The sequence below is a fragment of the Streptomyces pratensis genome (assembly GCF_037137275.1).
In the GTDB taxonomy this organism is placed as follows: Bacteria; Actinomycetota; Actinomycetes; order Streptomycetales; family Streptomycetaceae; genus Streptomyces; species Streptomyces pratensis_B.
In genome coordinates this window covers 337,726-349,700 of sequence record NZ_JBBBEN010000092.1, presented here as the reverse complement: position 1 = coordinate 349,700, position 11,975 = coordinate 337,726, and the positions used below count along the sequence as shown (strand labels likewise).

General features: G+C 70.5%; 10 protein-coding genes. 6 read left to right on the top strand and 4 right to left on the bottom strand.

Going from position 1 to position 11,975, the window contains the following annotated elements; genetic code table 11:
- Positions 1-43: 43 nt before the first annotated feature.
- Complete coding sequence (locus V9U70_RS18380) at positions 44-1,567, bottom strand: PLL family lectin (RefSeq protein WP_336676580.1); 1,524 nt, start codon at positions 1,565-1,567, stop codon at positions 44-46.
- A gap of 286 nt (positions 1,568-1,853) precedes the next feature.
- Positions 1,854-2,012 (bottom strand): hypothetical protein, encoded by a 159-nt coding sequence (locus V9U70_RS18375; RefSeq protein WP_336676578.1) that lies wholly within the window; start codon positions 2,010-2,012, stop codon positions 1,854-1,856.
- Between the two features lie 484 nt (positions 2,013-2,496).
- On the opposite strand from V9U70_RS18375, the gene V9U70_RS18370 reads away from it, so the two are divergent.
- Both V9U70_RS18370 and V9U70_RS18365 read left to right on the top strand, forming a co-directional pair.
- Positions 2,497-3,006: a hypothetical protein gene (locus V9U70_RS18370; RefSeq protein ID WP_336676576.1), complete on the top strand. Its 510-nt coding sequence runs from the start codon at positions 2,497-2,499 to the stop codon at positions 3,004-3,006.
- An 89-nt stretch (positions 3,007-3,095) separates the two neighbouring features.
- Positions 3,096-3,767: a helix-turn-helix transcriptional regulator gene (locus tag V9U70_RS18365; RefSeq protein ID WP_419723995.1), complete on the top strand. Its 672-nt coding sequence runs from the start codon at positions 3,096-3,098 to the stop codon at positions 3,765-3,767.
- Positions 3,768-3,881: 114 nt separating this feature from the next.
- Here the strand turns inward: V9U70_RS18365 and V9U70_RS18360 are convergent, their stop codons facing one another.
- Both V9U70_RS18360 and V9U70_RS18355 read right to left on the bottom strand, forming a co-directional pair.
- Positions 3,882-4,916 (bottom strand): methyltransferase, encoded by a 1,035-nt coding sequence (locus tag V9U70_RS18360; RefSeq protein WP_336676572.1) that lies wholly within the window; start codon positions 4,914-4,916, stop codon positions 3,882-3,884.
- A 99-nt stretch (positions 4,917-5,015) separates the two neighbouring features.
- Positions 5,016-5,852 carry a phytanoyl-CoA dioxygenase family protein gene (locus tag V9U70_RS18355; protein ID WP_336676570.1) on the bottom strand — a complete coding sequence of 279 codons (837 nt, stop codon included), beginning with the start codon at positions 5,850-5,852 and terminating at the stop codon, positions 5,016-5,018.
- Between the two features lie 459 nt (positions 5,853-6,311).
- On the opposite strand from V9U70_RS18355, the gene cmdF reads away from it, so the two are divergent.
- The 4 genes from cmdF to V9U70_RS18335 are packed head-to-tail and all read left to right on the top strand — an operon-like array spanning position 6,312 to position 11,572.
- Positions 6,312-7,919: a tyrosine 2,3-aminomutase gene (cmdF, locus tag V9U70_RS18350; RefSeq protein ID WP_336676568.1), complete on the top strand. Its 1,608-nt coding sequence runs from the start codon at positions 6,312-6,314 to the stop codon at positions 7,917-7,919.
- Positions 7,920-7,968: 49 nt separating this feature from the next.
- A complete protein-coding gene (locus V9U70_RS18345) occupies positions 7,969-9,069 on the top strand; it encodes a phenazine antibiotic biosynthesis protein (protein ID WP_336676566.1) in 1,101 nt (366 codons plus the stop codon).
- A complete protein-coding gene (locus tag V9U70_RS18340; RefSeq protein WP_336676564.1) occupies positions 9,069-10,502 on the top strand; it encodes an aldehyde dehydrogenase family protein in 1,434 nt (477 codons plus the stop codon). The genes V9U70_RS18345 and V9U70_RS18340 overlap by 1 nt, the downstream gene beginning before the upstream one ends.
- 14 nt (positions 10,503-10,516) lie before the next feature.
- The gene (locus V9U70_RS18335; RefSeq protein WP_336676562.1) at positions 10,517-11,572 is read left to right on the top strand and encodes an alcohol dehydrogenase catalytic domain-containing protein; all 1,056 of its coding nucleotides are present in this window, start codon (positions 10,517-10,519) and stop codon (positions 11,570-11,572) included.
- Positions 11,573-11,975: the final 403 nt, after the last annotated feature.

Here is an 11,975-nt window from a genome sequence, read left to right as displayed (position 1 = left end):
CGGCGGCTGACCGACGGCGGCCGGCCCGGGCGCGGGCCGTTCCCTACGGCCAGGCGATCGCGGGGCCGGAGCCGTTGAGCCACACCCACTCCGCCCAGTCGGAGAAACCGGTCTGCCAGGTGTGGTAGACGCCTGCCCGACTGGTTCCGAAGACCTCGATGCGGCCGTCGGCGTTGGCGGCGGCGGTGATCTCGGTGCCCCCGCCGCCCATTGCGGCCCAGCCGCTGAAGGGGGCGTTGATTCCGGTCTGCCAAGCGTGTACGGCGATCTCACCGTTGATCGCGAAGACCTCCACCCGGCCGTCGGCGGTGCGCTCGCTGGTGAGATTCGCGTCCGCCGGGCCGCCGGTCCCCACCCAACCCGACCAGGAGACCGGGCTTTCCTGGTACCGGTGGAAGACCCCCTCCGGTCCGGAGGCGAACACCTCAAGACGACCGTCGGCACTGTGGTCCGCCGTCAGGTCGTGGCCGCCCCCTCCGAAGTGTTCCCATGCGGACCAGCCGCCACTGGGGGCGAGCTGGTACTGGTGCTCGAAGACCGTGCCGTTGAGAGCGAAGACCTCAAGGCGCCCGTCGGGGGACTTCTCCATTTCCAGCCGCGCGTCGACGGGGCCGCCACCGGTGAACTCCCAGCCGGACCAGTCACCGTCCGGCGCGCTCTGGTATCTGCGGTAGACCCCCTTCGGGCCGGAAGCGAAGACCTCGACACGGCCGTCGGCATTCGTGCCGGCGGCGATATGCCGGCCCCCGGCGCCGAACCCCTGCCAGCCGGAGAAGTCCCTGGACGGCCCGGTCTGATAGAGGTGCTGGGCCGTATCGCCGTTGATCGCCAGCAGCTCCAGCCGGCCGTCGGCGTTGGGGGCGATCGCCAACCGCGCGTTGCGGGGGCCGCCGAGCGGCCGCCAGGTCGACCACCCGCCGTTCACTTCGGTCTGCCAGGCGTGGTGCACCCCGTCGGCTCCGGCCGCGAAGGTCTCCAGCCGCCCGTCGGCCGACCGCGCCGACACGACACGGCCCGTCTCGGCCGGGCTGACGGCGCGGTGGGCGGGGGCCTCGACCACCCGCTTGTAGCGGTACGGGCGTGCGGTGAACCGGCCTCCGCTCGTGGTGTAGCCGATCGGCCGCTCATACCTGACGGACCCTGCCCCGCCCATCTCCTCCATGGTGAAGAAGCGCGTGTGCTCGCGGTCGGCCCAGCCGGTGAACAGCACCACGTGCCCCGCGTCGCCGCCGGTCCCCGGCCCGAGAGTGCCGACGGCGTCACCGGGCTTCAGGACCTCCCAGGCGATCGGGTCGAGGAACTCGGGGAGCGAGACCGTACTGGGGGACCAGGACAAGTGCAGTGCCATGGAGACGAAGCCCGAGCAGTCGGTGCGGTAGTGCCTGCCGTCCAGGTCCGGGTGGGAGTCGTCCTGGTTGTAGTAGACGTTCAGATCGACCCAGTGCTGGGCGCGGAGAAGGACTTCGTCGCGGGTGATCGGGCCGCCCACGTCCGACTGGACGCGCTGGACGGCGGCAGGACCGGTTCCGTTTCCGGCGGCACGGGCCCCGGTTTCCGTCGCGAGCACGCCCCCGCCCGCGAGGGAGACCGCGGCCGAAAGCCCACCGGCGGATCGGAGAACGGCTCTGCGGGAAGGGCGGTGTGCGCTCACAACGGGCTCCTGGTCGGTAGCGGTACGAGGCACTCACGGACAGGCGACCCGCGGTGGACGGGCCGGGTCGCGCTGCAACGTATCCGGGAGGGCTCCGGCCAGGGGACCCGGAGGATTGCGGACTGACACCGACGGCCCACTCCGCTACGGGGCGTCCGGTGGCCGGCCCCTCAGCTCGTCGCCCCCGGCGCTGTTTCGCGCATCATGTCCTGAGCCGGGGGGCGAGGGCGGCGAGTGCGGCGGCGCCAGGAGAGATGAGGGCGCGTTTCTCGTAGCGGGTGGCGACGGCGCGGGCGCCTGCCGGGCGGTTGAGGGTGTGCTCGACGGTGGCGCGTCTCTCCGAACTGATGTCCGAGCCCAAGCGGCCCCCCTGAGCACCGGCGCGGGGCCCGGCGCCCCCACCCTGGTGCGACCGGCCATAAGGGCTTTCCCCGACCGGCTGGTTCGACGACGCTCCGGCGCGGACACGGTCCGCCGACCGACCAACCGAAACGGGCAGAAGCGGTCCTGCCGAGCGGTGATACGGGCGCCCGCGGACGGAACGCCGACGCGATGGGGCGGCGGAGTGGGGAGCGCGCGGCACCGAAGCGGAAGTGATTTAGTGGAAAACAAACAGTGAGGGACCGGAACTTTCTCAGGCCCCGTTTAGTGTGGCGCGATAGTGTGCAGCGGCTGGCCGATATCTGATCGATTTGATTCTGGCCGTTCTGATGGCACATCTGGAGTCCGGGATCGATATCAGTAGGCTGGATGGAGTGGGACCGGGTCACCCGCTCACCTTTTCCTCTCGGGCGTTCTGTCAGCCATCCGAATGCGACGCTGCGATCCTCTGGAGCCTTGCCGCCATGTCAACAAGCGAATTGCAGCACCATGAACGGCAACTTCATGAACTCGCGAGTGAATTCGAAGCTCTCCACGTCCGCGTACGTGATGTCTCCTACACCCCGGGAGCCGATGCTCTCCGCCGGATCGGCCCTCTCCTCCTCGCGGCGCAGGACCTGACCGCGACTGCCCTCGTCCGGCTGAACGCCTTGCACAACAGCCCGTTCGTCGCCGCCGCCGGCAGACGTTCCAGCCTGGAGCGGCTGTCCTCGGTCCTGGTCGCCTCCTCCCTGGTCAACAACGCCCTCACCCTCGCCCTGCACGCCAACCCGGGTGAAGGCGAGCTCTCCGCCGGCAGCCGGCCGTTCGACGGGCGGACGGGCACCGCTCGCCAGGCCGAGGCGATCCTGCTCATCGTCGGCCATCTCGGCGAGGCGGCCACCCGGTTGGAGCGGAGTGCGATCGTGTGCCGGCATCTCGCGGCCGACATCGTACGGGATCTGACCGGGGTGCAATCCTGCCGTACGCGCTGACGGCGTCGATATCACGGGCATCGTCCCGCTCGCATGCGTCAACGGTTGTGCTTATACGGAGGACAGTCTTGTCGAGTTCAGTCGGCACCATGAGCCCTGCGGGAACGGTGAATTCTGTGGACCGTCACCCGGAACCATTCGAGCCCCGGGTGCCCGTAGTGGTACACGCCCGGGACCCCATATCACGGGAGGGCGCGCTGAGTGCTCTGGACCGGGACGCCCGCATCGAAATACGCGAACGGATGAGTCCGGGCGGCGTGATCGTTCTGGTGGACCATGTGCTCAGCCAGGGCACGCTGACCCAGATGCGCAGGGCTGTCGGAGGCGACGGGTCGAAGGCTGTTCTGGTGTTGGACACCTTGCAGGACGATGAGTTCCACGAGATCGTGAACTACGGGGTCAGCGCTGTCGTCTGGCGCCACGAAGCCACCCGGAGCCGCCTGATCCAGGCCGTGCTGGCCGCCGCACGCGGCGACGGGGACCTCCCGGCCGATCTGCTGGGCCGGTTGATCCGTCAGATGGGCACGGGAGCGCAACCCGCCGTGGCCGGCGGCTCGAGATCGCCCGCCCATGGGCTGACTCCCCGCGAAGTCGAGGTCATGCGACTGGTCGCCGAGGGGTTCGGCACCGCGAAGATCGCTGTGGAGCTGTGTTACTCCGAGCGCACGATCAAGGACGTCATGTACAAACTGACGGCCCGTCTGCATCTGCGCAATCGAGCACATGCCGTCGCCTACGCCCTGCGCGAGGGGTACATCTGACGGGACGCGCTCGGCCCCGGCCCGCCGCTGGCGGGCCGGGGCCGAGGGGTGAGGGCACGACGGAGACTCGGCCGGACACGACCTAGCCCGGGGGCGCCGTTCGCGCCCGCGGGCTCACCGGGGCTTTTGGGCGATGACGACCCCGTTGGCGGCCGGGGCGTCGAACCGGCGTATCTCCACCTCGGTGAAGCCGGTCTCCAACAACCACTTCCGGTACTCCGCTCCGGTGTAGTTCCGGCCGAAGGTCTCCACGAGCATCGACAGGCTCATCAACGTGGCGTCGAGCGGCCCGTCCTTGGTGTCGGAGACCAGTAGTTCGCTGATCAGCAGGCGCCCGCCGGGGGCCAGCGCGTCGTAGCAGCTCCGCAGAATTCCTCTGCACTGGTCGATGTCCCAGTCGTGAAGGATCATCGACAGCAGCACGGCGTCCTGACCGGCGGGCAGCGGGTCGGAGAAGAAGTCTCCGCCGGCGAAGGAGATGCGGTCGGCGTAGCCCGCCTGCTCGACCTTCTTCTGCGTCAGGTCGCAGACGAAGGGCAGATCGAAGACGGTGGTGCGCAGGGACGGGTACGCCCGGCTCAACTCGATCGCGTAGGCGCCCCCGCCTCCGCCCACGTCCAGCAGTGAGAGGTCTCCCGAGAGATCGACGCTCCGCGCCAGGGCCCGCGCGGTGGGCCGGGAGATCGCGCTCATGCCCTCCCAGAACGACTCCACGACCACAGGGTTCTCGTCGTCGAACAGTGAGTCGCGGCGCTCGCTGTCCCAGGCGGTCGGGCGGTTCGTCCGCAGCGCCTCGTCCAGTCGCAGCCAGCCGGGGTAGTCGTGACGGGAGACGATCTCGACCCAGCCGCCGACGTAGTCCTCGCCATCGCGGAGCAGATACCGGGTGGTCATGGGCGTGTTGCGGTAGCCCGCGCCGTCGCGTTGCAGCAGCCCCAGCGCCGCGCAGGCGGTGACGAGTTGCTCGACGGGGCGTTCCTCCAGGTCCAGGAGACCGGCGAGTTCGGCCGGTGTCAGGCCCGGACGTTCGGCGAAGCGCCCGAACAGATCGCGCTCGTGGGCGGTCACGAGTGTCTGGGACACCCACAGGCCGTAGACCATGTTCATGATCGGCATGACCGATACGGGTTGTTCTTCCGTGGACGTCATCGTCACCTCTCGGTTCGGCGCGGAGTGCGGAAAACGGGGCCCGCCGTCCGTCGGCGGGTCGAACCCCGGCAGGGCCGGGGCGGGAGCGGCGGGGAAAGATCACACGGTGCGCTGGGCGACGTCCTGACTCCACTGGCGCGCCCTCTCGTTGGCGGCGCCGCGCGTCGCCTCCGACGGCACGATCGGGGTGGTCGTCCGGCCGAAGAGCACGTCCATCGGCTCCTCGATGTCCCCGGCGTAGCCCATGGCGAAGCAGCCCTGCTGGTAGCCGATCATCCTGAGAACCTCTTCGGGGAACGTACGGGCGACGTCCGGCGGGGCGACGAGGTACTGGTTCTCCTCCTGCCGGACCCAGCCGGAGCAGTAACTCGTGATCAGGCCCTGTCGCACCTGGTCCGAGCGGTTGGTTCCGCCGCCGTGCACCACCTTGCCGTTGAAGACGAAGACCGACCCCTTGCGCATCACGACGGGGATGGTGTCCTCCTCCGTGATCTCCGAGGGGTCGATCTTGTCGCTGCCGGGCGCGACACGGGTGGCCCCGTTCTCCTCGGTGAAGTCGGTGAGCGCCCAGAAGAACTGGCACATCACATGGTGATCGGCCGCGAACGGGAAGAAGTCCCAGACGAGTTCGTCCTTGTGGGGCTTCTGCGCCACCGAGCCCGGGTGGGCGCTGATGAGCTGGGTCTGCGAGAGCTGGAACGCGGTCGACGAAGCGAGTACTTCCCCCGCTATCCCCTTGATCAGCGGGTGCACGATCAGTTCCCGGGCGGTCGCCGAGCGGGCGACGAGGCTTCCCGTGCGCTTGGTCCGCTGGCCTGCGAACGCGTCCGGCCCGAACGGTGTGGCGTCGATCCAGGGCGTCATCTCGCCCAGCAGAGCGTCCACCGTTTCGTGCGGAAGCACATCCTCGACAACCGCGTACCCGTTCTCGCGCATGCTGTGCATGATTTCTTCGATACGAGCGTCGCTACTGAAGCGGTCATGTGTCTTCGGCTTCATTCTCTGTCCCCTCCTGTCGGGATCGCTCTCCGGGTGCGATGGAGGAAAGAATTACCCGACTCCGATTCCGTGACAACACGGTGAGAGCGAGGACCCTTCGGCCGGCTCTAAGCGGCGGTGTCGAGATGGGGACACGTTCACGCTGGTCAACGAGGTTCAGCGTCTGGGTCGATGTCTACCGGACGACCGCCTTCCGGGCATGTGGTTGTGCCCCGAAGTCGTCATGCGCAGCCATTCACCCGTTTCGGTGTGCCCTGAAGTACATTTCGCGCTGTCCTTGCGGGCGTTTCGGCATCGGATACCCCGGTGGTCGAATCAGCGGGTACCGAAAAAACGCCGGAGCCCGGTGCGAAGCATTCCGTCACCGGGCCCGATCGACACGAGGAGAAACCCACCATGACCACGATCGACACCGCGACGGCCACCGTTACCTTCGACGGGGAGAACCTCGGCATCGACGACGTCCGGTCCGTAGCGGAGGAGCACGCCCGGGTCACGGTGAGCCCCGAAGTGCTGGACAAGGCGGCGGCGAGCCGGAAGCAGTTCGAGGACATCGTCCGCCAGGGCGCTTCGGTGTACGGGGTGACCACCGGGTACGGCGAGATGATCTACATGCAGGTGGAGCCCTCCAAGGAGGTGGAGCTTCAGACGAACCTGATCCGCAGTCACAGCGCCGGCGTCGGACCGCTGTTCGCAGAGGACGAGGCCCGCGCCATCCTCGCCGCCCGGCTGAACGCCCTCGCACGCGGATACTCCGCGGTGCGGCCCGAAGTGCTGGAGCGCTTGGCCCTCTACCTGAACGAGGGCATCATCCCCGCGATCCCCGAGATCGGCTCGCTCGGCGCCAGCGGCGACCTCGCGACCTTGTCGCACATCGCCATCACCGTGATCGGCGAGGGGTACGTGCTCCGCGACGGCGGCCGGGTCCCGACCCGCGAGGTGCTGCGCGAGCGGGGCATCGAGCCCCTGGAGATGCGCTTCAAGGAAGGCCTCGCGCTGATCAACGGCACCTCCGGGATGACCGGACTGGGATCGCTCGTGGTCGGCCGCGCCCTCGACCAGCTCCACCAGGCGGAGATCGTCTCGGCCCTGCTGCTGGAGGCCCTGAAGTGCTCCACGAGTCCGTTCCTCGCCGAGGGCCATGAACTGGCCCGTCCGCACCGCGGCCAGATCGACTCGGCGGCGAACCTGCGCACGCTGCTCGCCGACAGCCGGTTGGCCGTGTCGCACGCGGAGATCCGCGGCGAGGTGGAAAGCAAGCGGTCGGGCGACGACGTGACCCGTACCGACGTCTACCTCCAGAAGGCGTACACCCTGCGGGCCATCCCCCAGGTGCTCGGCGCGGTACGCGACACCCTGCGGCACGCGGCGACCACTCTGGGAACGGAGCTCAACTCCGCGACCGACAACCCGCTGTTCTTCCCCGGGCAGGAAGTCTTCCACGGCGGCAACTACCACGGCCAGCCCGTCGCGTTCGCCATGGACTTCACCACGATCGCCCTCACCCAGCTCGGGGTGCTCTCCGAGCGCCAGACCAACCGCCTGCTCAACCGGCATCTCAGCTACGGGCTCCCGGAGTTCCTCGTCGCCGGGGAGCCCGGTCTCAACAGCGGCTTCGCCGGCGCCCAGTACCCGGCCACCGCGCTGGTCGCGGAGAACCGGACCATCGGCCCGGCCAGCACTCAGAGCGTCCCGTCCAACGGCGACAACCAGGACATCGTCAGCATGGGTCTCATCGCCGCCCGGAACGCACGGCGGGTGCTCTCCAACAACACCAAGATCCTCGCGGTGGAGTTCCTGGCGGCGGCGCAGGCCGTGGACCTGAACGACTGTCACAGCAAGCTCAGCACCGCGGGCAGGGCCGCCTACGACGCCGTGCGCGCGCTTGCTCCGACCCTCGACCGCGACCGGTACATGTCGGACGAACTGGAGCTCGTGGCCGACGCGGTCGAGCGCGGCGAGTTCCTGCGCGCCGTCACCTCTGCCGGGATCACGCTGCGATGAACCGGTGGCGCTCGGTATCAGCATCTGGCGGCGGAACAAGGGAGGCAGGATGAAGACGGCGAGTGCGCTGGCGGTCCTGGACGCTCCGGTCGGCGCGGACGTCGACCCGGACGAGCTCGTCCGGGCGGCCATGCAGTGGCACTTCTCCCCGGAGACCGGCACACCGTTCTGGCTGCGGCGGCAGGGGACGCTGGGCTTCGACCCGCGCACGGACGTACGCACCACGGCGGACCTGCACCTCTTCCCGCAGGTCGTCGACGACCTGCGGCACACCCCGGTGGAGGATCTGCTGCCCCGGGGCTACGGAGGGGCCGCCGAGGTCATCGGGGTGTTCGAGAGCGGCGGCACCACCGGGGCGCCCAAACGGGTCCTGTACCTGTCCGACTGGATGGAACGCGAGATGGCCGGCGCCATGCGCGCCATGGACGAGCGGGGCTATCCGCGGGCGGTGAACTGGCTGTCGCTCGGCCCGAGCGGGCCGCACGACTACGCCGAGCTCACCGCCCAGCACGCACGCCGCCGGGGCGGCTTCCGCTTCGCCGTCGACTTCGACCCCCGCTGGGTGCGCCGGTGCCTGCGGGAGGGCCGTGACGACGAGGCCGACCGCTACCTGGACCATGTGCTCGCCCAGGCGGCCGACGTGCTCCGCAGCCAGCGGGTCGGGGCGCTGCAGGCGCCCCCGCCGTTGCTGGAGCGCCTCGCGCGCGACGAGCGGCTGGTCGACCTCGTACGGGACCAGGTCGAGGTCATCACCTGGTGCGGGACCAGCATGGACCGGGACACCCGGGACCTGCTGCGCGGCGAGGTCTTCCCCGGGACACCGCTCTTCGGTCTCTACGGGAGCACGATGGCGCTGGGCGCCGCCTTCGAGCGCGCGACCACCGAGGACGGCGACTCGGTCTTCGACTCGCCCTCGCCGCACGTCACATACGCGGTGGTCGACCCCGTAAGCGGCGAGCCGGCCGCAGTCGGGGAGAGGGGCCAGGTCGTCATGCACCATCTCAGCAGATCGGCCCTGCTTCCCAACAACCGCGAGCGCGACATGGCACGGCGGGTGAGCGCGCCGCCGGCGGCGGCCGGACACTCCGTGGCGGACGTGCGCCCGCTCGAAGCCTTCACCGGCGTCCCCGTCATCGTCGGAGCCTACTGATGGGGGCCGCACCGGGCGCGGCGGACATCGCACCGCCGAGGACCCGGAGAGGAACGCTTCCCTTCGTCGACGCCCTCGTGCCCGCCGGGGCCTACCGCACCGGCAGGCGGGAAACAGTCAGGGACGTGGCGGGGGAGCCCCTCGCGGAACTGTCGCTCGTCCCCGGCCTGTTCGTCGCCCGCACCCTTGACCGGCTGCGCCGGGAGCCGGCCCCCTCTGGCGGTCGGCCTCCGGCCCGGGTCGGGCACCGGCTCCGGTCGGCGGGTGCGGCGTTCGCCTCGGAGACGCTGGGCGGGCTGACACGGCAGGAGCACGACGGACTCGTGGCCCGCTCCACCGGCGTCCCGGTGTCGGTGGTCCGGGCCGCCACGGCGACCATCGCGGACGTGCTGGCCGGTGTGGTCGACACCGTGGCAGGGGCCAGACCACGGGCGGCGCTGCCACCGGGCCGGCAGGGCGTCCCCGGCATCGGCGCCGTCGTCTGGCGCCGCCGCGGCAGGCTGCTCGGCGTCAACGCGTCCGGGAACCACCCGGCCGTCCACTCGCTGTGGCTGGAGGCGCTGGCCCTGGGGTACCGGGTCGCGGTGCGGCCCTCTCGCCGGGACCCGTTCACGCCCCACCGGCTGGTGCTGGCCCTGCGGTCGGCCGGATTCGCCGACGACGAGGTGCTCACGCTGCCATGCGACCACAGCACCGCAGAGGAACTGGTCGGCGGCAGCGATCTCGCCATGGTCTTCGGCGGGGACGCGACCGTGCGCCGCTACGCGGGCGGCCGGTCCGGGACGCCGGTCCTGACCCAGGGGCCCGGCCGGGTCAAGGTCCTCATCAGGGGCCGGTGGGACCCGTATCTCGACGTGGTCGCCGACTCCGTCGGCGGACTGGGAGGCGTCTCGTGTCTCAACGCGACCGCCGTGCTGGTCGAACACGACCCCAGGGGCTTCGCCGAGGCCCTGGCGGAGCGGCTCGCGGCCCTGCGGCCGGGGGCGCCGGAAGAGGAGGAGGCCCAGCTGCCCTGCCTGCCTCTGGACGAGGCCCAAAGGGTTGAGGACGCCCTGCGCCGGGGTGCGGCGGGCTGCGAGCCCGTCCTCGGCGACAGTGTCGTGCACGACCTGGGCGACGGCAGTGCCGCGCTGCGGCCGGCGGTGCACCTGGTGGACGATCCCATGGCCGGACAGACGGGCCTGGAGATGCCGTTCCCCTGCGTCTGGGTCGCCCCTTGGTCCCCGGGACACGGGGCGGCGCCGTTGCGCGGATCTTTGGTGGTCGGTGTCGCCGGCGGGAACACCGGTCTGGTGGACGCGTTGCTGGACGAGCCGTCCATCCGCAACGTCTACGGCCTGGACCGGCCCACCTGGTGGCTGCCGCCGGATATGCCGCACGACGGGTATCTGGCCGAGTTCCTCATGCGCAGCACCGCCCTTGCCGGAATCTGAGAGGAGGACACGCTGTGCTCGCTGTGGTCATTCGCGCCCCGGGCGACGTGCGCGTCGAGGAGGTGCCCGAACCTCGCGTCGAGGAGCCCACGGACGCGCTGGTGCGGGTGGTGGCGGCCGGTGTCTGCGGCTCGGACCTGTCCGTGCTGCGAGGTCTTACGCCCCTGCCGCGGCCGGTCCGCAGCGGCCACGAGTTCGTCGGCGTCGTGGAGGACCTGGGCGCGGGCGTGACGGCTCTGCGCCGGGGGGACTTCGTCCTCGCCCCCTTCAGCACCTCGGACGGCACGTGCCCGCACTGCCGCCGCGGGATGCCGATCGCCTGTGAGAACGGCATGCTGTTCGGCGAGTTCGGTTCCGATGGGTCGGTACTCGACGGCGGACAGGCCGAGTTCGTCCGCGTACCCCTGGCCGACACGACGCTGCTGGCGGTTCCCGGGGCGCCGCCACCCGATCTGCTCCCCTCGCTGCTGGCCCTGACCGATGTGATGTCCACCGGACACGAGGCCGCCGTGCACGCGGGAGTGGGCCCGGGGGCCACGGTCGTGGTCGTCGGGGACGGCGCCGTCGGCCAGTGCGCGGTCCTCGCCTGCCGCAGACTGGGGGCGGAACGGATCGTCGTCATGTCACGCTCGCCTGTACGCCGACGGCTCGCCCGCGCGCACGGGGCCACCGACGTGGTCGCCGCCCGGGGGGAGGAGGGGGCGGCGGAGGTGGCGGACCTGCTCGACGGCGGCAGCGGCCATGTGATCGAGGCGGTCGGGACGCTGGAGTCGGTACGGCAGGCGATCGGCTGCGCACACCCCGGCGGTCGCATCGGCTATGTGGGCCTGCCCTGGGGCGTCACACTGCCGCTGTGGGAACTGTTCGGCAAGAACCTCACCCTCGGCGGCGGTGGGGCGAACGTGCGCGCCACGATGCCGGGGCTGCTCGGCGACGTGCTCGACGGCGCGCTGCGGCCGGGCGATGTGTTCGACGCGGCCTTCTCCCTGGCCGACGCGCCGAAGGCGTTCGAGGCCATGGACGCCCGCCGCTGCGTCAAACCCATCCTGCGCCCCGCGCTCGATCTTTGACCTCGTAGTCCGAACGGCTCCTCGGACGCGGGCGGGCTGGTAGTCACCCTCCACGCAGGCGGCCTTCGGCTGAGCCGACGAACGCACCGACCTCTGGTCGAAGGCCGCCTGCCCGACTGGAGCAGCGACACCCTCACAGCCCGGCCCGGGGCGGCCACCGGGTCGCGAGAACACCAGTCGCTCCCCATGCCGTGAGGTCCATACCGTCGGGGATCGGGCGCCGAACAGAAAGAGTCAACGACCCATCGGCCCCACCGCACAGGTCACAGCTCAACGTAGGGAACGCGGATCGGCTCTGTCAGCCCGTAAGGTTCCGGGTACTCCCCCCGGGCGTGGGGTCGCTAGCCTCCGAACCGCCGGTGCCGTCGGGACGGCAGCCGGGTCCCCAGCAAGCTCGCCCACA